The 23,444-nt window shown below is 75.0% G+C and carries 19 protein-coding genes and 1 pseudogene; 9 read left to right on the top strand and 11 right to left on the bottom strand.

Going from position 1 to position 23,444, the window contains the following annotated elements; translation table 11 throughout:
- From ACFWOG_RS25795 to ACFWOG_RS25785, 3 genes and pseudogenes are all read right to left on the bottom strand, one after another.
- A pseudogene (locus ACFWOG_RS25795) lies at positions 1–99 on the bottom strand (ABC transporter ATP-binding protein); the annotation flags it as partial.
- A 181-nt stretch (positions 100–280) separates the two neighbouring features.
- Complete coding sequence (locus ACFWOG_RS25790) at positions 281–2,527, bottom strand: restriction endonuclease (protein ID WP_380361151.1); 2,247 nt, start codon at positions 2,525–2,527, stop codon at positions 281–283.
- 213 nt (positions 2,528–2,740) lie between these two features.
- Positions 2,741–3,412: a maleylpyruvate isomerase N-terminal domain-containing protein gene (locus ACFWOG_RS25785; protein WP_380361150.1), complete on the bottom strand. Its 672-nt coding sequence runs from the start codon at positions 3,410–3,412 to the stop codon at positions 2,741–2,743.
- Between the two features lie 188 nt (positions 3,413–3,600).
- Here ACFWOG_RS25785 and ACFWOG_RS25780 point away from each other — a divergent pair, with 188 nt between their 5' ends.
- Both ACFWOG_RS25780 and ACFWOG_RS25775 read left to right on the top strand, forming a co-directional pair.
- The gene (locus tag ACFWOG_RS25780) at positions 3,601–4,530 is read left to right on the top strand and encodes a DUF2797 domain-containing protein (RefSeq protein WP_380361149.1); all 930 of its coding nucleotides are present in this window, start codon (positions 3,601–3,603) and stop codon (positions 4,528–4,530) included.
- A 152-nt stretch (positions 4,531–4,682) separates the two neighbouring features.
- Positions 4,683–5,627 (top strand): alpha/beta fold hydrolase, encoded by a 945-nt coding sequence (locus tag ACFWOG_RS25775; protein WP_355408333.1) that lies wholly within the window; start codon positions 4,683–4,685, stop codon positions 5,625–5,627.
- A 31-nt stretch (positions 5,628–5,658) separates the two neighbouring features.
- Here the strand turns inward: ACFWOG_RS25775 and ACFWOG_RS25770 are convergent, their stop codons facing one another.
- Both ACFWOG_RS25770 and ACFWOG_RS25765 read right to left on the bottom strand, forming a co-directional pair.
- Positions 5,659–5,961 carry a hypothetical protein gene (locus tag ACFWOG_RS25770; RefSeq protein ID WP_355408331.1) on the bottom strand — a complete coding sequence of 101 codons (303 nt, stop codon included), beginning with the start codon at positions 5,959–5,961 and terminating at the stop codon, positions 5,659–5,661.
- Positions 5,962–6,242: 281 nt separating this feature from the next.
- On the bottom strand, positions 6,243–7,205 hold the full coding sequence (locus ACFWOG_RS25765; RefSeq protein WP_380361148.1) for a formylglycine-generating enzyme family protein: 963 nt from the start codon (positions 7,203–7,205) through the stop codon (positions 6,243–6,245).
- A 75-nt stretch (positions 7,206–7,280) separates the two neighbouring features.
- Between ACFWOG_RS25765 and ACFWOG_RS25760 the strand changes: the two genes are divergently transcribed.
- Positions 7,281–7,937, top strand: coding sequence for a PadR family transcriptional regulator (locus ACFWOG_RS25760; RefSeq protein WP_380361147.1), 657 nt, complete (start codon positions 7,281–7,283; stop codon positions 7,935–7,937).
- Positions 7,934–9,721 carry a sulfatase gene (locus ACFWOG_RS25755; protein WP_380361146.1) on the top strand — a complete coding sequence of 596 codons (1,788 nt, stop codon included), beginning with the start codon at positions 7,934–7,936 and terminating at the stop codon, positions 9,719–9,721. The genes ACFWOG_RS25760 and ACFWOG_RS25755 overlap by 4 nt, the downstream gene beginning before the upstream one ends.
- Positions 9,722–9,798: 77 nt before the next feature.
- On the opposite strand, the gene ACFWOG_RS25750 is transcribed toward ACFWOG_RS25755, so the two are convergent.
- From ACFWOG_RS25750 to ACFWOG_RS25740, 3 genes are read right to left on the bottom strand one after another with little or no spacing between them, the layout of a single operon-like run.
- Positions 9,799–10,536, bottom strand: a complete 738-nt coding sequence (locus ACFWOG_RS25750) for a succinate dehydrogenase/fumarate reductase iron-sulfur subunit (RefSeq protein ID WP_329879287.1) — start codon at positions 10,534–10,536, stop codon at positions 9,799–9,801.
- Positions 10,533–12,482 (bottom strand): fumarate reductase/succinate dehydrogenase flavoprotein subunit, encoded by a 1,950-nt coding sequence (locus tag ACFWOG_RS25745; RefSeq protein WP_380361145.1) that lies wholly within the window; start codon positions 12,480–12,482, stop codon positions 10,533–10,535. The genes ACFWOG_RS25750 and ACFWOG_RS25745 overlap by 4 nt, the downstream gene beginning before the upstream one ends.
- A complete protein-coding gene (locus ACFWOG_RS25740; protein WP_329951798.1) occupies positions 12,479–13,183 on the bottom strand; it encodes a succinate dehydrogenase cytochrome b subunit in 705 nt (234 codons plus the stop codon). Before ACFWOG_RS25740 ends, ACFWOG_RS25745 begins: the two co-directional genes overlap by 4 nt.
- Positions 13,184–13,292: 109 nt before the next feature.
- Here ACFWOG_RS25740 and ACFWOG_RS25735 point away from each other — a divergent pair, with 109 nt between their 5' ends.
- From ACFWOG_RS25735 to ACFWOG_RS25725, 3 genes are all read left to right on the top strand, one after another.
- Positions 13,293–14,270: a LysR substrate-binding domain-containing protein gene (locus ACFWOG_RS25735; protein WP_329879284.1), complete on the top strand. Its 978-nt coding sequence runs from the start codon at positions 13,293–13,295 to the stop codon at positions 14,268–14,270.
- 271 nt (positions 14,271–14,541) lie between these two features.
- Positions 14,542–16,506: a protein kinase gene (locus ACFWOG_RS25730; protein ID WP_380361144.1), complete on the top strand. Its 1,965-nt coding sequence runs from the start codon at positions 14,542–14,544 to the stop codon at positions 16,504–16,506.
- A 94-nt stretch (positions 16,507–16,600) separates the two neighbouring features.
- Positions 16,601–17,599: a hypothetical protein gene (locus tag ACFWOG_RS25725; protein WP_380361143.1), complete on the top strand. Its 999-nt coding sequence runs from the start codon at positions 16,601–16,603 to the stop codon at positions 17,597–17,599.
- A 95-nt stretch (positions 17,600–17,694) separates the two neighbouring features.
- Here ACFWOG_RS25725 and ACFWOG_RS25720 read toward each other — a convergent pair whose 3' ends face one another.
- From ACFWOG_RS25720 to gcl, 3 genes are all read right to left on the bottom strand, one after another.
- The gene (locus tag ACFWOG_RS25720) at positions 17,695–18,183 is read right to left on the bottom strand and encodes a glutathione peroxidase (RefSeq protein ID WP_329951795.1); all 489 of its coding nucleotides are present in this window, start codon (positions 18,181–18,183) and stop codon (positions 17,695–17,697) included.
- 78 nt (positions 18,184–18,261) lie between these two features.
- Positions 18,262–18,753, bottom strand: coding sequence for a pyridoxamine 5'-phosphate oxidase family protein (locus tag ACFWOG_RS25715; protein WP_329951794.1), 492 nt, complete (start codon positions 18,751–18,753; stop codon positions 18,262–18,264).
- A 236-nt stretch (positions 18,754–18,989) separates the two neighbouring features.
- On the bottom strand, positions 18,990–20,771 hold the full coding sequence (gene gcl / locus ACFWOG_RS25710; RefSeq protein WP_380361142.1) for a glyoxylate carboligase: 1,782 nt from the start codon (positions 20,769–20,771) through the stop codon (positions 18,990–18,992).
- An 828-nt stretch (positions 20,772–21,599) separates the two neighbouring features.
- Here gcl and ACFWOG_RS25705 point away from each other — a divergent pair.
- The gene (locus ACFWOG_RS25705; RefSeq protein ID WP_355407303.1) at positions 21,600–21,740 is read left to right on the top strand and encodes a hypothetical protein; all 141 of its coding nucleotides are present in this window, start codon (positions 21,600–21,602) and stop codon (positions 21,738–21,740) included.
- Positions 21,741–21,823: 83 nt separating this feature from the next.
- The gene (locus tag ACFWOG_RS25700) at positions 21,824–23,338 is read left to right on the top strand and encodes a SulP family inorganic anion transporter (RefSeq protein ID WP_380361152.1); all 1,515 of its coding nucleotides are present in this window, start codon (positions 21,824–21,826) and stop codon (positions 23,336–23,338) included.
- The last annotated feature ends 106 nt before the right edge of the window (positions 23,339–23,444 follow it).

Raw genomic sequence — 23,444 nt, 5'->3', positions numbered from 1 at the left:
GTCGAGGGCGACGACGCGGGTCTCGCCCTCCCCGTAGACCTTGTTGAGGCCGGTGGCGCGGGCGGCCGCCCGGCCGGTGCGGACGGCGGTTGCGGACATCGTCACGGGGGACTCCTGAGGGCTGTGGACGAAGCGGACGATTGCGTTCCGTTCGATTCTCGCAACCCGTCCGCGTCCGGAATGTCGGCCCCGGGTACGGAGGCCCCCCGCCGTCCCGGCGTCCCGGCGGGGGGCTCTCTCGTCCTCAGGTATGACCTCGACCCCGAGGGGGACGGCGGCCCTACTCGATCGCGACGCCCCAGCGCACCGCGAGTCCGGCCAGGCCGTCCGGCACCGCCGTCCCGCTCGGCGTGAACCGCCAGACACCGCCCCGGCGTTGGAAGGAGCCGATCACCAGCGCGGTCTCCGGCACCCCGCCGGTGTCGGCCGTCCAGGCCGCCGGCCCGGTGGTGTCCGGACCGAACGAGACGGCCGCGGACAGCTCGTGCACGTAGCCGAGCGGCAGCGCCGGCTGGTCGTCCTCCTCGGTCGAGACCGCGACCACCACCTCGTCCACGCCCGGCGCCAGCCGCCCCGGCTCCAGGGTCAGTTCGGCCCGGCGCACCGGCTCCCCGGACACCGAGCGGGTGGGATGCACCCGGACGGCGCCGTCGGGGTCCTGCGGGTTGTTGAAGAAGACGAAGTGCTCGTCGCTCAGCACCTTGCCGCCCGCGCAGAGGAAGGCCGAGATGTCCAGCTCGACCGCGTCGCCGCCGGCCGTCCGGCTCCGCCAGGAGAGTGCCACGGTGGTGGCGTGGTCCTCCGCCGAGGGCTCGTCGCCCGGCCGCCGGCCGTTCGCCGGCCCGCTCCCCGAGGCGGCGTCCGCCGACGGGCCGCCCGCCGGACCGCTGCCGGAGGGAGCGCGACCCGCCGTACCGCCCCCGGCCCGGCCGCCGCCGGACGGTCCGCTCCCGTCGCCCAGCCGGCCGCGCAGCCCCTGTTCGGCCAGCAGCTCCACCAGCTCAGGCCCGCTCACCAGCGTCAGCGGCTTGTTGCGGATGTACTCGTACGAGCCCGGTCCGAAGCCGGCCGTGGTCACCAGGATGCCCTTGATCGCGCCGTGGTGGCGGACCGTCGAGTCCAGGTCGCGCACGGCGGTGGGGGAGACCGTCGAGCGGTAGCGCTTCGCCTGGATGACGATCCGTCCACCGGTCACCGGGTCGAGGTCCTCGGCGACCACGTCCACCCCGGCGTCGCCGCTGCGGGCCGTGGTCATCACCCGGAACCCGCGCAGCCGGAAGAGCTCGGCGATCAGCTCCTCGAACTCGATCGGGTCCATCGCGAAGAGGTCCGGCTCGTCCTCGCCGCCCTGCCCCGCCACGCTGCCGCCGACCGTCTCCGGCAGCCGGTCCGGTCGCACCTCGTCCAGCCGCTCCGGACGGGCCGACAGCACACCGCCCAGGCCCTGGAAGCACTCCACCGCCGCCACCCGGTCCAGCGCCAGCCCGGCGAACTCGGCCCGGTCCACGGTCACCGTGGTCAGGAACCGCTCGGCCTCCCGGCCGGTCGCGGGGTCGATCCCCTGGACGAACCCGTTGAGCACCACCGAGGCCAGCAGCCCGTCCCCGTCCGCCCGGTAGAGCTCGGTCACCACCCGCAGCGCGCTCTGCGCCAGCACCTCCCGGTACAGCGCCTTGCGCTCGGTCGCCGGGCGGGCCACCTCCGCCTCCCGGTCGTCGGTCCGCACGTACCGCACCCGGCCCGCCGCCGGCACCACCTCCGGGCCCGGCAGCTCCCAGTTCACCACCAGCTGGCGGCTGGACGCCTCCCAGGCCGCCACCAGCCGGTGCGGGAACCCCTCCGGCCAGGCGGCCGAGGCGTACAGCACGGCGGTGAAGTACTCCTGCACCGCCTCGGCCTGGCCGGAGCGCAGCCGGCGCAGCAACTCCTGCGTCCCGGCCGCCCGTTCCTCGTCCTCCCGGCGGAACCGGGCCACCCACTCCAGGTACTGCCCGTGGTACTCGGCGAGGCGCCGCTGCCGGTCCGCCTCGGCCGCCTGCGCCGCGTACCAGTCCTGCTCGAAACGGGCGCGGGCCTGCGCCGCGTACTGCTCGTACTGCTGCCAGACGCCCGGGTTGCGGGCCTGCACCGGATCCGGCGGCGGTACCCGGTACCGGGTCTGGTCCGGCATCGGCACCGGCTCGCCGAGCCGGCCCGGTTCGAACGCCGGCACCGGGCGCGCCGCCAGCAGGGCCTGCGGCCGGAACGCCGGCCGCCCGAGGCCGGCCGTCAGCAGACCGCTCAACTCGGCGACCCGGGCGTCCAGTTCGGCCGTCCGCCGGGCGGCCTCCGCCTCCCGCCCCTGCTGGTACGCGCGCTGCGCCTCCCGCTCGCCGCGGGCGGCGGCCTTCTGCGCCTCCCGCTCCTCCCGCTCACGTCGGCGCTGCTCGGTGGCCTGGGCGCGCCACCGGGCCTCCTCCCGGCGCTGCTCCTGTCGCTGCGCCTCCGCCCAGACCGCCAGCACCCCGTTGTTCCGCCGCCCCGCCACGTCCACCCCTTCGTTCCACGCCCGTCCGGCGCCGCTTCCGTCTCCCGGCCGCGCCGCCGCCGCGCCGCCACAATAGAACGTGGACGGGGGGACCGCGCAAAGCGCCCGCGACCTGCGGTCCTGCGGGGCGGTGAGGCGGTGTCACCCGGTGCCCCCGCCCCCGCCGTCGGGCCGCTCCCGCCCCCGCCGCAGGGCCGCCGGTGGTGCGCCGGCTCAGACCGGCGGTGCGTCCGCCCGTACCTCCGCGTACCAGCGCCACTCCGTGCGCCGCGGCCGGCCCGGCAGCTCGGTGCGGCCGGTGGCCCAGAGCAGGGTGGGCCAGGCACCGGCGGCGTCGTCGAGCGGGACGTCCGGGAAGACCCGGGCCAGGACGCGGTGGCAGACGTCCGACGGCGGTTGCCAGGGCAGTCCGAGCCCCTCGGCGACGTCGTGCAGGTGGACCAGCGTCTCCACCAGGCTCATCGCGGCGAATCCGGCCGGGTCGGCCAGACCCCAGGGATGGTAGGCCCGTACCCCGGGCGCGGCGGTGCGGGCGATCGCGACCATCAGGGCGCCGCTCGCCTCAAGGACCTGGATCAGCGCGGCCGGGCCGCCGGCACGGTCGACGAAGACGAAGCTGTTCGGCCCGCCGGGGAAGCGCCGCACCGAGAGGAACGGCACGTAGCGGTCCTGCGGCGGCTCGGCCGGGCCGAGTTGGGCGGCGTACGCGAGCAGGTCGTCCGCGAGGTGTTCGACGGTGCTCCAGCAGTCCCAGCTGACCGCACCGGCCGGGCGCGACCAGTCGGCGTCGGCGGGCGCGGCCCGCAGGGTGGACACGGCGAGCCGGAGTACGGCGGCGAGGTCGTCGGGGGTCACGGGCCCGGGCCGGGCGGATTCGGTGATCATGTCCCTGACGGTAGCCGGTCGGCGGCAGCCCGAGGCAGCCCAAGGCAGCCCAAGGCAGCCCAAGGCAGTCCCGGGCGGGCCCCGACAGCCTGGCGCGCCTCGGTGGCCCCGGCGCCGCCGGACCACCCGTGGTGTCCCGGTGTCGGACCCGCCGGGTAGCCTCGATGGCTCGGACGGGAGAGGTGAACGTGGCAGAACGACAGGCGGGCCCGGCGACCGGCTGGGTCTCCACCGGCCTGCACTGGCGGGACGGCCGACCGGTGCTGAGCGCCGTCCACGGCCGCCGGGTGCACGAGCGCGAGGCGTCGCCCGGGACCGAGGTCGGCTGGCTGCTGGGCGGACCGCGCCGCTGCACCGGGGCCTGGCTGGTGGGCCAGGACGAGTGCACACCGTGCCCGCACCACGCCGAGATCGCCCCGGACGGCGGGGCCGTGCAGTGCGCGCCCTGCCAGAGCGTCGACCGGGGGCTGGCGCTGGCCCGGGACCAGATCCTCGACGACGGCCGCACCTACCGGCTGTACCTCGCCTGGTTCGGCGAGGGTTTGCTGAAGGTGGGCCTGACCGCCGAGCAGCGCGGCACCAGCCGCCTGCTCGAACAGGGCGCGCTGGCCTGGACCTTCGCCGCCCGGGGTGCGCTCCCCGCCGTGCGCCGGGCGGAACTCACGGTCGCCGCTTCGGGGTTGGCCCGCGAGCGGTTCAACAGCCGGGTCAAGCTGGACCACTGGTGGGAGCACGGCGACCTCGCGCACCGCCGCACGCTGCTCACCGAGGCCCGCTCCCGGGCCCACGGACTGCTCGACGGGCACGGACTGGAACTCCTGGCCGGCCACCCGGTCACCGACCACGTCGAGGTCTTCGGCCTGACCGGCGGCGCTCCGGCCGCCTACCGGCAGATCGACGCGCTCGCGCCCGGAGCGGTGGTCGCCGGGCGGCTGCGCCCGGCGATCGGGCGCCACCTGCTGCTCGACCAGTCCGACGGCACCGAACCGCTGCTCCTCGACACCCGCCGCCTCACCGGCTGGACGCTCTCCCCGGCGCCGGGCCGACCGCCCTCCGGGCTGTCCCTGCGTCCGCGGGTCCGCCCGGAGGCGCCGGACACCCAGGAGGCGCTGTTCTAGGCCCTCCCGCGGGCGGTGCGGTGACGCCGCTGTCGCCGAGGCGGCGCGGTGAGGGCCGCGCCCCTCATTGTGGTTGCAAATAAAAACCGGCAAGTCTAGGCTCGGCCCTGCCCGGTTTCACATTGCTACCACTGTGCTCCGAGAGGCCCGCCATGATCGCCGCCCACGAGACCTTCGCCGGCACCTTCCCGTACCGTCCGCGTTTCAGCGGTGCCCCCGGCTTCCGGATGCACTACGTCGACGAGGGCGCCGGTCCGGTCGTCCTCTGCCTGCACGGCGAACCCACCTGGGGCTACCTCTTCCGGGACCTCGTCCGCCGCCTCGCGCCCACCCACCGGGTCGTCGTCCCCGACCACATGGGTTTCGGCAGGAGCGAGACCCCCGCGGACCGCACGTACTGGCTGCAGGACCACATCGACAATGCCGAGGCACTCGTCCTCGACCTCGGCCTGAGCGGGATCACCCTGGTGATGCACGACTTCGGCGGGCCGGTCGGCATGGGCCTGGCCGCCCGCCGGCCCGACCTGGTCGCACGGGTCGTCAGCGTCAACGGCCCCACCCCGTTCGGCCAGCCCGACCTCGCCGAGGTGCTGGCCGCCAACGCCGCCGACTCCCCGTGGTTCCGCTGGATCGCCCGGGCCCACGCCGACGGCACCCTCGACGCCGTCCTCGGCGACCTCGGCCGCGACGTCCTCGGCACCCTGCGCCTCAACGGCTTCGAGAACCCCGCCCTGATCACCGACACCTGGCTCCGCGCGTACGGCGCACCGTTCCCGACCCCGGGGCAGAGCCTCGGCGCGATCGGCTGGGCGAAGGGCTTCGCGACCGGCGCGCACCGGTTCGAGGAGCCGTCGGACGAGGCCCGCGCGGCGCTGGCCGCCGTTCCCGCGCTGGCCGTCTGGGGCGCCGCGGACCGGACGCTGAACGCCCGGCACTTCCTCCCGCTGTTCCGTGCGGCCTTCCCGGAGGGCCGGGTCGTCGAGCTGCCCGGGGTCGGCCACTACAGCCCGGAGGACGCTCCGGAGGAGGTCGCCGACCTGCTCGGGCGCTTCCTGGCCGAGACGGACCCGACCGTCCCGGCTCCGCAGGGGGCCTGAACGCAACGGCCCCCGAGCCGCCGGAGAGGTTCTAGGCGAGCTTGCCGCGCACCCCGCCGGGTCCGGAACGGGCCCGCCGGGAGAGCGGGGGCCGCGACGGCCGGACGTCCGGCCGTCCGCCGGTCGACTCCTCCGGTGCGGCGCCGGTGCGCGTGGCCCGGGCGGCCGCCAGCGCGATCCGGGCGAGCAGCGGGTCCTCCCGGACCCCGGCCTCCCGCTTCACCGCCTGGCACCGTGCGCACCAGAGCGGCGACGCGGGCCCGTCCGGGTAGGCCATCCCCTCGGGCGGCAGGTAGTGGCTGCCGCACTCGACGCATTCGAAGACCAGCCTCATCCGACGATCACCGTCCCGGAACCGTGGCACCGACCGCATGGCGACCAGAAGGTGTGGATCCTCGGCACCATGCTCCCTTCCTCATCGAGCTCGACCGTGGCCTCGGTCTTCTCGGTCCCTCCGGACCCGCCGCACCCGGAGCAGGACTGAACCTCGGGCATATGCGTTCCTCCTCGGCGCGGGCACCACGGTAGCGCGAATCACGGTGGCCCAGCACCGATCCTGACGAACCGTCGCGGAAGCGGGGCGCGCACGACCGGTTCGCGCGCCCCCGGGGGAGCTCAGCGGGCGACCGTCCGGAAGCCGCAGTTGCCGCTGGTCGACTCCGGGGTGTTCCCGGTGCGGGCGGCCACCCGGTAGCGGTTGCAGTAGGAGTCGTGGCACAGGTACGAGCCGCCGCGCAGCACCCGGCGCCCGGTGCCGTCCGGGCAGTGCTCCGGTCCGCGCGGGTCGAGGCGCGGTGAGCGCGCGTACCAGCCGGGGTCGAAGCGGTCGGCGCACCACTCCCAGACGTTCCCGGCCACGTCGGACAGGCCGAAGCCGTTGGGCGGGTAGGTGCCGACCGGCGCGGTCGCGTACCAGCCGTCCTCGCCGGTGGGCAGGTCGGGGAACCGGCCCTGCCAGATCCGGCAGCGGTGCTCGCCGTCCGGGCGCAGCTCGTCGCCCCACGGGTAGCGGCGGCCGGCCAGCGGCCCGCGGGCGGCGTACTCCCACTCGGCCTCGGTGGGCAGCCGGCGGCCGGCCCAGTGGCAGTAGGCGAGCGCGTCACGGTGGCTGACGTGCACCACGGGGTGGTCGAGCTGGTCGGCGGCGTCCCCGAGCGGCCCGTGGGGGTGGCGCCAGTCGGCGCCGCGGACCTCCAGCCACCAGGGCGCGGCGGGGGAACGGCCGAGCAGGTCGGCGGGTTCGGCGAGCGCGAACAGGTGGAAGACGGCGGAGGAACCGGCCCGCTCGGCGTCGGTGCGGTAGCCGGTGGCCTCGACGAAGGCCGCGAACCGGGCGGTGGTGACGGGCTCGGTGTCGATGGTGAAAGGGGCCAGCTCCACCTCGTGCACCGGTGTCTCGCCGTCGGCGGCGTACCCCTCGTCGTGCGCGTCCCCCATCGCGAACACGCCTCCGGGCAGCGCCGCTTCGGGGTGTACGGGCCGGGCGTCGGCGGCCCGGGGAGGGAGCGGGAGGACGGGCGCGTCGGCGGCCCGGGCCGACGGCAGGCAGCAGGACCGTTCGGCGGGGGGTTGACTCATGGGGCCAAGCTATAGCACTTTTCACCTAGGTGAGAATGCACCTAGCTGTCGTCACGGAAGAGGGAAGCGCCCCCGGTGAAGTTCGACCACGTCCTGCTCGGCCTGCTGGCCATCCACCCCCGCAGCGGCTGGGACCTCAAGCAGTGGCTTGCGGGGGAGGGCCAGTTCGTCCGTTCGAACGCCCACCAGAGCCAGATCTACCGGCTGCTCAACCGGATGGCCGAACAGGGCTGGGTCGCCTTCGAGACCGACCCGCGCGACGGCCGCCCGGACGCCAAGGTGTACCGGCTGACCGGGGCCGGCCGCGCCGAGCTGGTCACCGAGGCCCGTTCGCCGTACCGGCCGACCAGCCGTTTCCAGGACCCGGACTTCATGGCCCGGTTCTACTTCACCGGCCTGGTCGCCCCGGACCGGCTGATCGACCTGATCGACACCGAACTCGCCTACCGGCGGCGCCAGGTGGCCACCATGCGCGGCCGCGACCGGTCCGTGGCCTTCGCCGAGGGCGTCCCCGAGGCGGACGCCCACCGGGTCCGCCTGCTCCGCGAACTCACCCACCAGTACGGCGCGTCCGCCGTCGACGCCTGGCTCGACTGGCTGGAACGCACCCGCCGCCTGCTCGGGGACGCGCTGCCCGACCCCGCCGCCGACCCCGATCCCGATCCCGCCGCCGAAGCCCGCCCCGCCGCCGAAGCCCGCCCCGCGCCCATCGAAGGAGACTCCGCCCGGTGAAAGCCGTCCTGGTCATGTTCGACAGCCTCAACCGCCGCTTCCTGCCGCCCTACGGCTGCGACTGGACCCTGGCCCCGAACTTCAGCCGCCTCGCCGCCCGATCCGCCACCTTCGACAACTGCTACGGCGGCTCGATGCCCTGCATGCCGGCCCGCCGCGAGATGCACACCGGCCGCTACAACTTCCTGCACCGCTCCTGGGGCCCGCTGGAGCCCTTCGACGACTCCGTCCCCGACCTCCTCGGCAAGGCCGGCGTCTACACCCACCTGGTCACCGACCACCAGCACTACTGGGAGGACGGCGGCGCCACCTACCACAACCGGTACGGCAGCTACGAGTTCTTCCGCGGCCAGGAGGGCGACAAATGGAAGGGGCACGTCGCCGACCCGGACATCCCCGAGACGCTCTCCTGGCGCGCCGGCCCGGCCTGGCGCCAGGACTGGGTCAACCGTCAGTACCTGCAGGACATCGCCGACCACCCGCAGACCCGCACCTTCGACGCCGGTCTGGAGTTCCTCGCCACCAACCGCGACCAGGACCGCTGGTTCCTGCAGATCGAGTGCTTCGACCCGCACGAGCCCTTCTACTCCTACGCCGAGCACAAGAAGCACTACCCGCACGACTGGGACGGCCCGCACTTCGACTGGCCCGACTACAGGCGCGTCACGGAGAGCCCCGAGGCCGTCGAGCACGCCCGCAACGAGTACGCCGCGCTGCTCACCATGTGCGACGACTCGCTCGGCCGGGTCCTCGACGCCTTCGACGAGCACGACCTCTGGGACGACACCCTGCTGATCGTCTGCACGGACCACGGCCTGCTGCTCGGCGAGCGCGGCTGGTGGGGGAAGAACATCCAGCCCTGGTACGACGAGAACATCCACACCCCGCTCTTCGTCTGGGACCCGCGCACCCGTGCCACCGGCCGCCGCGCCGCCCTCGTCCAGACCGTCGACCTCGGGCCCACCCTGCTGGAGTACTTCGGCGTCCCGCGCACCCCCGACATGCAGGGCCGCCCGCTCGCCGACACCGTCGCCCACGACACCCCCGTCCGGCTGCACGGCCTGTTCGGCGTCTTCGGCGGGCACGTCAACATCACCGACGGCCGGTACGTCTACATGCGCGCCTGCAAGGACGCCGACAACCGCCCGCTGTACGAGCACACCCTGATGCCCACCCACATGCACGGCCCCTTCACGCCGCAGGAGCTGGCCCCCGCGACCCTGGCCGGACCGCTGCCCTTCACCAAGGGCATGCCCGTCCTGCGGCTGCCCGCCAACGCCTGGGGCAACCCGTACGCCTTCGGCACCCTGCTGTTCGACCTCTACACCGATCCGGACCAGGAACAGCCGCTGGTCGACGACGCGTTGGAGCTCCAGCTGGCGGCCCTGCTCACCCAGGCGCTGCGGGACGCCGACGCCCCGGCCGACCAGTTCGAACGGCTCGGCCTGCCCGCCGCGGGGCCGGTCACGGCCGAGCACCTCCAGGTCCGTGCCCAGCGCCCGCAGGCACTCGCCTCCGCCGAACCCCTCCCCGAGGCCGGGGACTTCCCGGACGCACCGCTCTCCGTGCACACCCCGCTGCGCACCCTGCTGGAGGACGAACGGGCCGCCGCGGCCGTCCTGGAGCGGCTGCCGATGCTGGCCGCCCCGGGCCTGCGGGCGATGCTCGGCGCACTCTCGCCGTTCCGGCTCGCCGCCATGGGCCCGTCCGTCCGGCCCGCGGACCTGCGCGCCCTCGCGGACGCCCTCGCCGGGCTGCCCGCCCCGGCCGGACCGGCCGAGTAGCGGACGGCGGAGCAGCGGGCGGCTGGCCGGGCGGCGGGCGGCGGGCGGCGGTGGCGGACCCCGGGCCCGCCGTCGGTTCAGCCGAACGAGCTGCGCAGGAACTCGCGGTTCATCGCGGCGATGCTGGGCAGCGGGATGCCCTTCGGGCAGGCCGTGGCGCACTCGCCGGTGTTGGTGCAGCCGCCGAACCCCTCGGCGTCCATCGCGGAGACCATCTCGCGCACCCGCGACCTCCGCTCCGGCGCGCCCTGCGGGAGGATGGTGAGGTGGACCACCTTCGCGGAGGTGAAGAGCATCGCCGACCCGTTCGGGCAGGCGGCCACGCAGGCGCCGCAGCCGATGCACTCGGCGTGCTCGAACGCGGTGTCGGCGGCCTCCTTGGGCACCGGGGTGGCGTGCGCGTCGGGCGCGCTCCCGGTCGGGGCGGTGATGTAGCCGCCCGCGCCGATGATCCGGTCGAAGGCCGAGCGGTCCACCACCAGGTCCTTGACCACCGGGAACGCCGCCGCGCGCCACGGCTCGACGTCGATGGTGTCGCCGTCGGTGAAGTGCCGCATGTGCAACTGGCAGGTGGTGGTCCGCTCGGGGCCGTGCGCCCGGCCGTTGATGACCATGCCGCAGGCGCCGCAGATCCCCTCGCGGCAGTCGTGGTCGAACGCGACGGGCGTGTCGCCGCGGGTGATCAGCTCCTCGTTGAGGGTGTCGAGCATCTCCAGGAAGGACATGTCCGGACTGATCCCGCCGACCTGGTAGGTGGTCATCGAGCCCGGCGTGTCCGGGCCCGCCTGGCGCCAGATCCGAAGGGTGAGGTTCACGCGTAGCTCCGTTGGGTGGGGTGGACGTGCTCGAAGTCGAGGTGCTCGCGGTGGAGCACGGGCGCCTCGCCGGTGCCGGTGAACTCCCAGGCGGCGGCGTAGGAGAACTCCTCGTCGCGCCGGGCGGCCTCGCCGTCCGGGGTCTGGCTCTCGGTGCGGAAGTGGCCGCCGCAGGACTCGGCCCGGTGCAGTGCGTCCAGGCACATCAGCTCGGCCAGTTCGAAGTAGTCGACCAGCCGGTTGGCCTTCTCCAGCGACTGGTTCAGCTCCTCGCCGGTGCCGGGGACCTTGATCCGGCGCCAGAACTCCTCGCGCAGGAGCGGGATCCGGGCCAGCGCCCGGCGCAGCCCCTCCGCGTCGCGGGCCATCCCGCACTCGTCCCAGAGCAGTTCGCCGAGCTCGCGGTGGAAGGAGTCGGGCGTCCGGTCGCCGTCCACCGCGAGGATCAGGTTCAGCCGGTCCGTCACCTCGGCCTCGACCGTGGCGATCTCCTCGTGGTCGGCCGGGACGGCGGGGAGCCTCTCCCGGGCCAGGTAGTCGTTGAGCACCGGCGGGAGCACGAAGTAGCCGTCCGCCAGGCCCTGCATCAGGGCGCTGGCGCCGAGCCGGTTGGCGCCGTGGTCGGAGAAGTTGGCCTCGCCGACGGCGAACAGCCCCGGGACGGTGGTCTGGAGGTCGTAGTCGACCCAGAGCCCGCCCATCGTGTAGTGGATCGCCGGGTAGATCCGCATCGGCACCCGGTACGGGTCCTCGGCGGTGATCCGTTCGTACATCTCGAACAGGTTGCCGTACCGGGCCTCCACCGCGTCCCGGCCCAGCCGGCGGACGGCGTCGGCGAAGTCGAGGTAGACCCCCTGGCCGCCGGGGCCGACGCCGCGGCCCTCGTCGCAGACGTTCTTGGCGGCCCGGGAGGCGATGTCGCGCGGGACCAGGTTGCCGAAGGACGGGTAGATCCGCTCCAGGTAGTAGTCCCGCTCGTCCTCCGGGATCTCGGCCGGCGGCCGGGTGTCGCCCTTCGCCTTCGGCACCCAGATCCGGCCGTCGTTGCGCAGCGACTCGCTCATCAGGGTGAGCTTGGACTGGTGCTCGCCGGAGCGCGGGATGCAGGTGGGGTGGATCTGGGTGAAGCACGGGTTGGCGAAGTACGCGCCGCGCCGGTGCGCCCGCCAGATCGCGGTGGCGTTGGAGTTCTTGGCGTTGGTGGAGAGGTAGAAGACGTTGCCGTACCCGCCGCTGGCGAGGACCACCGCGTCGGCGGTGTACGTCGAGACCGCGCCGGTGACCAGGTCGCGGGCGACGATCCCGCGCGCCCGCCCGTCGATCACCAGCAGGTCGAGCATCTCGGTGCGGGCGTGCATCTCCACGTTCCCGGCGGCGATCTGCCGGGACAGCGCCTGGTAGGCGCCGAGCAGCAGCTGCTGGCCGGTCTGGCCGCGGGCGTAGAACGTCCGGGAGACCTGGACGCCGCCGAACGACCGGGTGTCCAGCAGACCGCCGTACTCGCGGGCGAACGGCACGCCCTGGGCCACGCACTGGTCGATGATCTCCACCGAGACCTGGGCCAGGCGGTGCACGTTGGACTCGCGGGCACGGAAGTCGCCGCCCTTGACGGTGTCGTAGAAGAGCCGCCGGACCGAGTCGCCGTCGTTGCGGTAGTTCTTGGCCGCGTTGATGCCGCCCTGGGCGGCGATCGAGTGGGCCCGCCGGGGGGAGTCCTGGAAGCAGAACTGGACGACGCGGTAGCCCTGTTCGGCGAGGGTGGCGCCGGCCGCGCCGCCGGCCAGGCCGGTGCCGACCACGATGACGGTGTGCTTGCGCCGGTTGGCCGGGTTGACCAGCTTGGCGTCGAACCGCCGCTGGTCCCACCGCTGTTCGATCGGCCCGGCGGGGGCCCGGGTGTCGGCGACCGGCTCACCGGTCCGGTAGTCGCTGTAGTCGGTGCTCAACTCACCACTCCGGTCATGACGGCCACGGGGACGGACAGGAAGCCCACGGTCAGCAGCAAGGCCAGGCCGTTGGCGGTCAGCTTCAAGGCGCGGTCCCGGCGGGCGTTGTTGGCGCCGAGGGTCTGCGCGGCGCTCCAGAAGCCGTGCCGGACGTGCAGGCCGACCGCGAGCATCGCGACGACGTAGATCCCGCAGCCGTACCACGTCCCGAACGAGGCCACGATGTTCTGGTACGGCTTGCCGTGCTCCGCGTTGGGGTTCACGGTCAGCGTGGTCAGGTCGAGGATGTGCCACACGAGGAAGAGCGCCAGGATCACCCCGCCCCAGCGCATGGTCCGGGTCGCGTAGCTCGCCCGCCGCCGCCGGTGCGCGTACCGGGCCGGCCGGGCGGCCAGGTCGCGCCGGCTCAGCTGGTACGCGGCCACGCCGTGCAGCAGGACGGCGGCCAGCAGGCCGACCCGGGCGATCCAGAGGAACCACTCGTGCCCGAGGAACGGCTGACCGAGGGTGCGCAGCCAGGCCGCGTAGCCGTTGATGTCCTCCGGCCCGAAGAACACCTTGAGGTTGCCCAGCATGTGCGCGACCAGGTAGAGCAGCATGACCAGTCCGCTGACGGCCATGACCGCCTTCTTGCCGACGGTCGACCGCCACAGGGTGGCCAGGGTGGACGGATGCCGGGCCGTCCGAGTCGCGGTTGTCATGGCGCCAACGGTAGGGACGGCAACGACGGTACGTCCAAGACATGATTCGGCTCGCGACCATAGCCCCCGGCTATCGTGCCGGGCGGCCGGGGCGGCCTATCCTGGCCGGGTGCAGCTCCAGCAACTCCGCTACTTCGTGGCCGTCGCCGAGACCCGTCACTTCACCCGGGCCGCCGAGGAGGTGCATGTGGCACAGCCTTCACTCTCGCAACAGATCCGGTCCCTGGAAAGGGAGTTGGGAGCCGAGCTGTTCCACCGCACGCGCGGCAACATCGCCCTGACCGACGCCGGCGGGGCGCTGCTGCCGCTCGCCAGGCGCATCCTCGCCGACACCGAGAACGCCCGCCTCGCCGTCCAGGAGACCGTGCAGCTGCGCCGGGGCCGGGTCCGGCTGGGGGCACCGCCGAGCCTCTGCACCAGCCTGGTGCCGGACGTCCTGCGGGTCTTCCGGGACCGCTACCCGGGGGTGGCCCTGGTGGTCCGGGAGGGCGGCTCGGGCGATCTGGTGCCGGCGCTGACCTCGGGGGAGCTGGACCTCGCGCTGGTCATCACCCGGCCGGGCGGTGCGGCCGGACGGTCCGGGCATCCGCTGGCCGTCACGGAACTGCTGCACGAGGAGCTGGTGCTGGTGGAGCGCGAGGCCGCTCGGCCGGGGCCCGGTGACCGGGCCGGCGCGGGCCGGGCACCCGCCCGGCGGCGGAAGGTCCGGGTGACGGAGCTGCGCGGGCGTCCGCTGGTCATGTTCCGCGAGGGCTACGACCTGCGCGAGGCGACCCTCGCGGCCTGCCGGGCGGCCGGGTTCGAGCCGGAGTTCGCGGTCGAGGGAGGCGAGATGGACGCGGTGCTCGGCTTCGTCCGGGCCGGGCTCGGGCCGGCCGTGCTGCCCGGCATGGTGGCGGCCCGCTCGGGGCTGGTGGTGACCCCGTTCGCCGCCCCGGGGCTGGGGCGCAGCATCGCGGTGGCGCACGACTCGGAGGTGCCGCTGACCCGCGCCGCGGAGGCGCTGCGGACGACCCTGCTGGCCCACCTGCGGGACGCGGCCCACGCCGGTGAGCTGCCGCCGGGCACGCGGTTGCTGCTGGCGTGAGCCCCCGGGCCCCGTCGGTCCGGGCGTCGGTCCGGGCGTCGGGCCCGGGCGTCGGGCCCGGGCGTCGGGCCCGACGAGCCGGCCGCCGTCCGACCGGTCGGCCCTCCGGGCGTCCGAACGGTTGGCACCCTGTGCGAATCACCCGAATCGTGACCTGGCCGCTCCGGGGGCCCGGAACCCGCTGTTCCCGGGCTGCGTCCCAGGTAGCGGCGGTGGTGCCGTAAGGTGCGACGCCGCAGAGCCGCGGGAGCGACGGGGAGAACGCGAAGCGATGGACGACCGGAAGCAGCAGGACCACAGACAGACCGGGGGCGCGACCGTCCCCGCCGCGGGGGACGCCCGGGTGCCTTCGGACGAACGGCCGTGGGAACTCCCGGAGTACCTCCACGAACGGGAGCTCGGTGCCGGGGCGAGCGGCCGGGTGGTGCGCGGCCGCCACCGGGTGACCGGCACCCCGGTCGCGGTCAAGTACCTCCACGGCTCCGTCGGCACGCCCGGCCTGCGCACGGAGGCCGAGGTCCTCGCCGGCATCGACTCCCCGCACGTCACCCGGCTCTACGAGTACGTGGAGGGGGAGCGGGGCTCGGCCATCGTGATGGAGCTGGTGGACGGCATCGCGCTGCGCGATCTGCTCCGGGCGGAGGGCGCCACCACGCCGGAGGCCGCCCTGGTCGTGCTGAAGGGCTCGCTGCTCGGCCTGGCCGCCGCGCACGAGGCCGGCGTGGTGCACCGCGACTACAAGCCCGCCAACGTCCTGGTGGACACCGTCGGCACCTCCAAACTGGTCGACTTCGGCATCGCCGTGCCGAGCGGTGACGACCGTGACGTGTCCGGCACCCCCGCCTACATGCCGCCCGAGCAGTGGGCGGGGCGGCCCGCCTCGCCGGCCGGCGACGTCTACGCCGCCACCGTCACCTTCTTCGAGTGCCTCACCGGCGCCCGTCCCTACGGCGGCACCACGATCGCCGAACTCGCCGTCCAGCACACCGAGGCCCCGATCCCGGCGGAGCTGGCGCCGGACCCGGTCCGGCCGCTGATCCTGTCCGGCCTGGCCAAGGATCCGGAGGACCGGCCCGACAGCGCGACCGCGCTCGTCGAGGAGCTGGAGGCGGTCGCGGCCGCCGGGTACGGACCGCAGTGGGAGGAGAAGGGACGGCTCGACCTGACGGCACTGGTCGCCCTGCTCGCGCTGCTGCTGCCCGGTGCGGGCGCCGCCGCCGGAGGCACCTCGCTGGCCCACACCACCCTGGGCGGGACCGCGGCGCCGACGGCGGAGACCGTGGTCGGGGCCGGTCCTGCCCCGTCCGCGGCCGTCCGGGAGACCCTGGTCCGGCGCGGGGTGCGGCTCGGCACCCGCGGCAAGGCCCTCGTCGGCGTCGCGGCCGGCGCGCTGACCCTCGCCACGCTGGCGGGCATGGCCATGGCCGGGGCCGCCGACGGCGGTGGCCGCACGGTCGTGGGCGGCGCCGCCCCGGAGGCGACCACCAGCCTCGGCGCGCCCGACCCGGCGGGCGACCCCTCACCGGCCGGCCCGCCGGCGGGCCCGGACACCCCGAGCACGGACCCGTCCGCTCCGACGGCCGCGCCGACGGGCCCGGACGCCCCGAGCACCGGCGCCACGCCCGTACCGACGGTCGGGCCGACGGCGGGCCCGGGCAGTCCGGGCGGCGGCCCCAAGCCCTCGCCGACCGGCAAGACCCCGACACCGCCGGGGCTCCCGCCCGGCACCGCCGCTCCCACCACCGGCCTGCCGCCGGCGCCGCCCGTCGGCGGCGTGCCCACCGCCGCACCCACCACGGCCCCGACCGTCGGGCCCCCGTCGGCCCCGCCCGTCGGCGGCGCGCCCACCACCGCGGGTCCGAGCCCGACCCTCGGTCCGGCGCCGACCGCGACCGTCGCTCCGGCGAGGGTGACGGTCGGCACGGTGAACGTCGACTCGCTGACCTGCGCCGGGCGCTGGAGCGTGACCGCGACGGTCACGGTGGTCGCCCAGGGCGCGGGCACCGGAGACCTCACGCTGAGCTGGTACCACAGCTCCGGCGGCCGGGCGGTCACCGTCGCGACCGAGACGGTGGTGGTCCGTGACGGTCGCGCCACCGTGACCCGGACGCACGACTTCGGCTCGGCCGACACCTTCCCGACCTGGGGTGTGCGCGTCGGGACCATGCCGGCTGCGGCGAAGCCGGGCCGGACGTCGGCCGACGTGGCCGCCTACCTCTGCGACCCGCCCCGCTGATCCGCACCCACCCGGTCCGGTCCGTGACCGGCCTGCGTCCGGACGACCCGTCCCGATCCCGATCCCGATCCCGATTTCGCTCGCTGGAGGAGCCATGTCCACGTCCCGACCAGACTCCGCCCCGGTCCCGGGCCCGGCCGCCGACCGGACCGTCCGGCTCGCCCCGGGCGGGGAGAGCTTCGGCCCGGGGCCCGGCGGGGGCGACGGCGACGCCGAGGTGACGGTCCGGCTCGCCCAGGGCGGGGACGGGGCCGAGGGCGGGGACGGCGGTCGGGCGACCGTCCGGCTCGGCTCCGGTCCGGTGGCACCGGGGCGGACGGTCCGGCCGGACCGCCCCGCCGCGCCGCCGGTGCCCGGAACCGGCGGGCCGGACGCCGAGGCCACCGTGCGGATCGATCCCACCGAGGCCGCGGGTGCGACGTTCCTCGACCCCCGCGTCTGGGGCGGCGCCGCTCGACCGGCGGAGACCACCGCCCCGATGGACACCCCGGCGTACGGCAGCACCGTCCCCGGCCCGCCCCCGCCCGGCGCGGGACCGGCCGCCGCGGCAACGCCCGCTACGGGACCGGCCGGCGGCGGCCCGGAGGCCGAGCGACCGTTCGCCCCGGGCGAGCTGAGGCGCTTCGGTCCCGGAGTCCCCCCGCAGGCCGCCGCCGTCTGGCACGGCCGGGCCGTCCCCGGCGCGGAGGAGCCGCGCCGGGGCCGCCGGGTGCGGCGGTGGCTGGTGCCGGTGGCGGTGCTGGCGGCCGTCCTGGCCCTCCTCTTCTGGCGCCTCCGGGCACCCGACCTCGCGGTCACCGGCGTCGGTGTGACCAGCGGCCAGGAGACCCCCGGCTGCGGGGGCACGGCGGTGATCACGGCCACGGTGGAGACCAACGGCGGGGCCGGCACCCTCCGGTACCGCTGGCTGCGCAGCGACGGCACGACCTCCGGCGAGATCCTCCAGGACGTCCGCTCCGGCGCCCACCGCACCGAACTGGTGCTGCGCTGGAGCTTCGAGGGGCGGGGTGCGCTGGAGGCCACCGCGACCCTGGAGATCCTCTCGCCGCAGGCCCGGACGACGGCCACCTCGTTCCCCTACCGCTGCTCCTGAGCCGGCGACGTCCGCCGGTCCGCCGACCCGGGTGCGGGCACGCCGGAGGGCCCGGGGTGCCCCGGGCCCTCCGGCGTAAGGGTCGCGCGTGCGCGTCAGGCCGGGAGCACGGCCTCGATGGCGGCGACGACCTCGTCCGACTCCGGCTCCGTGCGCGGCCGGATCCGGGCGGCCACCGTGCCGTCGGGCGAGACGAGGAACTTCTCGAAGTTCCAGGAGACGTCCCCGGCCTGGCCCTCGGCGTCCTCGGTCCGGGTCAGCGCGGCGTACAGCGGGTGCCGGCCCTCGCCGTTGACGTCGGTCTTCTCGAACAGGGGGAAGGAGACGCCGTAGGTGGTGGAGCAGAAGGTCTGGATCTCCTCCGCGCTGCCCGGCTCCTGCCCGGCGAACTGGTTCGACGGGAAGCCCAGCACGGTGAACCCGCGCTCGGCGTAGCGCTCCTGGAGCCGCTCCAGGCCCGCGTACTGCGGGGTCAGGCCGCACTTGGAGGCGACGTTGACGATCAGCAGCGCCTTGCCCTTGTAGTCGGCCAGCGAGGCGGCCTCGCCGGACAGCGTGCGCAGCGGGATGTCGTACAGGCTCACGGTGTGGTCCCCTTCGGAGGGTCTGCGGATTTCGGTAACGGACCGGGCTCGTCAGGAACGGTAGCCGCTCCCGCTCGCTCAACCGTCGACGGGCCGCGGGTGTTCCGGGGCGGGCGGTCCGGCCAGCCGTTCGGCGACGGCGGAGAAGTCGGCGCTGAGCCACCGTTCGGGCCGCATCCGGATGGCTATGTCGGCCGTGAGCTGGTCGGCGGTGGCCGCCAGGTAGGCCGGCACGGTGGCGGGGGAGAGGTAGCGGCGGGCCATGGCGGCCCGCTCGTCCGGGTCGAGCCGGTCCTCGAACGCCACCACCGGCCCTTCGACGCTCACGTAGCGGCAGGGTGGTTCCTCCTGCTGGGCGCAGAGCGTGAAGCGGCCGGCCGTCCGGATCCGCCGGGCCTTGGCGGAGTCGCGGCCGGTGAGGACGGTGACCAGCCCGCCGGGCCGGTAGGAGTACCAGATCGGGACGGCCAGCGGGGCGCCGGCCGGACCGGCGCCGCCGACGGCGAGGACGCCGACGTGGACGGCGGCCAGGAAGCGCTCGCGTTCGGAGCTGGTCATGGTGAAGGACACGGCGTCGGCCTCCCGGGACGGAGAGTCCCGCGCGCCGCGGTCGCGCGCGGGCGGCCCCTGGTACGTACCCGTACGGCCCTCGTTCCGAACGCCTCGGGCCGTCGGTGCGGTGTGCGCCGCGTCCGGCCGACCGCGTCCGGCCGTCCGTACCCGGCCTCCTTCCGTGCCGCGGCCCCGGTCCCCGCCGCACCGGGTGAGCGACCGGGTGCGGCGGCGGCCGGGACGGCCGGGACGGATCAGGGTGCCAGCGGCCGGATCGCCGTGGGGGCGTGCTCCGGGAGCGTGGCGACCTCCTCCCACTCCACCACCTGGTCGATGTCGGCGGCGGCCATCGAGATGTTGGTGACCCGCTCCAGGATCGCCTCGACCACCACCGGGACCCGGAACTCGGCGGCCAGCTTCTTGGCCTCCTCGAAGGCCGGCAGCAGCCCCTCCGGTTCGGTGACCCGGATCGCCTTGCAGCCCAGACCCTCGGCGACCTTGACGTGGTCCACGCCGTAGACGCCCAGTTCCGGCGCATTGATGTTCTCGAACTCCAGCTTGACCTGGAAGTCGATGTCGAAGTTCCGCTGCGCCTGACGGATCAGGCCCAGGTAGGCGTTGTTCACGAGGACGTGGACGTACGGGATCCGGTGCTGCGCGCCGACCGCCAGCTCCTCGATCATGAACTGGAAGTCGTAGTCGCCCGAGAGCGCGACGACCTGGCCCTCCGGGTCCGCGGTGGCGACACCCAGGGCGGCCGGCACGGTCCAGCCGAGCGGCCCGGCCTGGCCGCAGTTGATCCAGTGCCGCGGCCGGTAGACGTGCAGCAGCTGCGCGCCGGCGATCTGCGAGAGGCCGATCGTGGTGACGTACCGGGTCTCCGGCCCGAACGCCCGGTTCATCTCCTCGTACACGCGCTGCGGCTTGATCGGGACGTCGTCGAAGTGGGTGCGGCGCTGGAGCCGCGCCTTGCGCTCCTGGGTGGAGGCGGCCCAGGCGCTGCGGTCCTTGAGGACGCCGGCGGCCTTGAGCTCCCCGGCCACCTCGACGAACAGTTCGAGCGCCGCCCCGGCGTCCGAGGCGATCCCGAGGGCGGGGGCGAAGATCCTGCCGATCTGGGTCGGTTCGACGTCGACGTGGACGAAGGTGCGGCCGGCGGTGTAGACGTCCAGGCCGCCGGTGTGGCGGTTGGCCCAGCGGTTGCCGATGCCGAGCACGAAGTCCGAGGCGAGGAAGTTCTCGTTGCCGTAGCGGTGGGAGGTCTGCAGGCCGACCATGCCGGCGTTCAGCTCGTGGTCGTCCGGGACGATGCCCCAGCCCATCAGGGTCGGCACCACCGGGACGCCGGTGAGTTCGGCGAACTCCCGCAGCAGTTCGGCGGCGTCCGCGTTGATCACGCCGCCGCCGGCCACGATCAGCGGCCGTTCGGACTGCTGGAGCAGCGCGAGGGCCTTCTCGATCTGGATGCGGTTGGCGGTGGGCCGGTAGACCGGCAGCGGCTGGTACGCCTCGGGGTCGAACTCGATCTCGGTGAGCTGGACGTCGATCGGCAGGTCGATCAGGACCGGGCCCGGGCGGCCCGAGCGCATCAGGTGGAAGGCCTGCTGGAAGACGCCGGGGACCTGCGCCGCCTCCAGCACGGTGGTGGCGGCCTTGGTCACGGGCTTGGCGATCGAGGCGATGTCGACCGCCTGGAAGTCCTCCTTGTGCAGGCGGGCGACCGGGGCCTGGCCGGTGATGCACAGGATCGGGACGGAGTCGGCGATCGCCGAGTAGAGGCCGGTGATCATGTCGGTGCCGGCCGGCCCGGAGGTGCCGATGCAGACGCCGATGTTCCCGGCCCGGGTCCGGGTGTAGCCCTCCGCCATGTGGGAGGCGCCCTCGACGTGGCGGGCCAGCGTGTGCCGGATCCCGCCGGAGGCCTTGAGGGCGGCGTAGAAGGGGTTGATCGCCGCACCCGGCACGCCGAACGCGACCTCGACGCCTTCGAGCTTGAGGATCTCCACGGCCGCGCGGGCGGCTGTCATACGAGGCATCGGACTTCTCCTGCGTCGTCGGCCCGCAGGGAATCGGAGGGCTCATCTCCAGAATTCCACCATACGGAAAAAAGGTTTCTTTATGTGGAAACAAAGTATGGCGGGCCGCGTCGAGGCGTCAAGGGGAGGTTCAACAGAATGTGGAAGTGGGGTCGGCGCCTCCGGCCGCCGACCCGCCGGTCGCACGGTCGGGCCCGCGGCGGCCGTCCGGTCCGTCGCCCGGTCGACCGCCCGGTCGTTCGTCGGGCCGAGTTCTCGGCCGGGCGCTCGACCGGCGAACGTGCGTGCCCGTCCGAAGCCCGGATTCCGGCCCGAAAGCGAGCCTCGCGTGTGTCCCGCGTGAAGGGACGGTGGGGGAGGTTGGCCTGCCGCGGGCCGCTGGGTACCGTCGGTGGCACGCCGGACCCGTCATGGTTGCCATGTTCAACTCGGGTCGCGGCAAGGGGGGTTGAGGGCCGATAGGGGAGCGGGGGAGCTCCGGCGCTCGGGTCCCGTTCGCAGCAAGCCCAAGGATGCTCAAGGACGACGCGGGAAGCTCCGGCGGCTCGGGCCCGAGTGCGCCCGGCCGCCGCCCGTACTCCGCCGGGGCGACCCGCCCGCGCGACCGCACCGGCCCCGACCCGCCACCCGCCGCCGCCCGCGCACCCGGACCGCCGGGTTCGCGCACGCCCGGTCCGCTCCGCTTCACCCGGGACCGTCCGGGATCGCCCGGGACCACCCGGCGGGGGGCCCGTCCCGCCCGCCGGGCCCGCCGGCCCCGCCCGCCGCCGTTCCGCCCTCCCAGCAGCTGAGTGCCCGCCGTGGCGGGCGCACGGAAGGAATCGCCCCATGCCCCGACGCCGTCCCCTGCCCGAAACCCCGGCCGCCGGGACCACCTGCTCCGCGACCGGGGCCGCGCGCCCCGTCGCCGGGGCCACCCGCCCCACCGCCCTCGACCTCCCCCCGTGTGCCGGGGCGGTGGTCCGGTGAACGGCCTGCCCCGCCGGCGCAAGAGTCCGCCCGCCGGCCCGCGCCACAACGCCCCGCCCGGGCGCGCCCGCCCCCGCCGCGCCCTGCGCCACGCCCCGGTCGAAGCGCTGCGTGCCGTGCCCTGGCGCCACGACCTGCCCGCCTCCCTGGTGGTCTTCCTGGTCGCCCTCCCGCTCTGCGTGGGCGTCGCCGTCGCCTCCGGGGTGCCGGCCGAACTCGGCCTCGTCACCGGCATCGTCGGGGGCCTGGTGGTCGGCGCCCTGCCGGGCAGCAGCCTCCAGGTCAGCGGACCGGCCGCCGGCCTGACCGTCCTCGTCTACGAGGCCGTCCAGCAGTACGGCGCCGCCGCCCTCGGGATGCTGGTGCTGCTCACCGGACTGCTCCAACTCGCCATGGGGGCGCTGAGGTTGGGGCGCTGGTTCCGTGCGATGTCGGCCTCGGTGGTGCACGGCATGCTGGCCGGCATCGGCCTCACCCTGCTCTTCGGGCAGCTCTACGCGCTCGCCGACCGCCGGGCCCCCGGCACCGGTACCGAGAAGATCGCCGGTGTCCCCGCCCTGCTGCGCGACGCCGTCACCGGTGTCGCGAACCCCGCGGCGGTGGCGCTCGGCACGGGCACCCTGCTGGTCCTCGTCGCCTGGAAGTACCTGCCGCCCCGGCTCGCCCGGGCGGTGCCGGCCCCGCTGGCCGCGGTCGGCCTGGCCGCCGCGGTCACGGCCGCGGCGGACCTGCCGGTGGCCCGGGTGCGGGTGGCCGCCCTGGTCGACGTGGTCCAGCTCCCCGACCGCGCCGCGCTCGGCGCCCTGGCCGGCACGGCGGGCGTCGGCACCATTCTCGCCTTCACCCTGATCGCCTCCGCCGAGACCCTCTTCAGCGCCGCGGCCGTCGACCGGATGCACCACGGCCCGCGCACCCACTACGACCGCGAACTCACCGCGCAGGGCGTCGGCAACACCCTCTGCGGGCTGCTCGGGGCACTGCCGATGACCGCGGTGATCGTCCGCAGCGCCGCCAACGTCCAGGCCGGCGCCCGGACGAAGGCCTCCCGGGTGCTGCACGGCTGCTGGCTGCTGCTCTTCACCGCCCTGCTGCCGGGTGCGCTCGGGCTGGTCCCGCTGACCGCGCTGGCCGCCGTCCTGGTGCACGCGGGCGCCAAGCTGGTCCCGGTGCGGCGGACGGTCGCGCTCTGCCGGGACCACCGGGGCGAGGCGGCGGTGCTCGCGGTGACGGCCGTCTCGGTCATCACCACCGACCTGTTCGAAGGAGTGCTGATCGGCGTCGGCCTGGCCGTCGTGAAGTCGGCCTGGCAGACCTCGCACCTGCAGATCGGGGTCGAGGAGCTGCCGCCCGCCGCGGACGGCCCCGGCGAACCCAGCCTGCGGGTCCGGCTGAGCGGTAACGCGACCTTCCTGCGCCTCCCCCGGCTGCTCGACGCGCTGGAGCGGCTCCCGGCGGACCGTCCGGTCGAACTGGACTGGTCGGGGCTGCGCCACCTCGACCACGCCTGCACGGTCGCCCTGACCACCTGGGCCGTACAGCACCGGGCCCGCAGCTCCGCCCCGCTGGCGGTCGAACCGCCGCTGCCGACGGTGGTCTGACGGGGTGCGGCGGCCGGCCCGCCGCCCTCCGGCCCCGCGCGGTCGATCTCCGGTCGCCCGGTCGCCCGGTGCGCCGAGGGGCCGGGGTTCGGGGGGGCGGGCGGGC

This window comes from Kitasatospora sp. NPDC058406 (assembly GCF_042722765.1).
GTDB lineage: Bacteria > Actinomycetota > Actinomycetes > Streptomycetales > Streptomycetaceae > Kitasatospora.
Note: the sequence above shows the minus strand (reverse complement) of the source record. Positions and strands in the feature narration are given on the sequence as shown.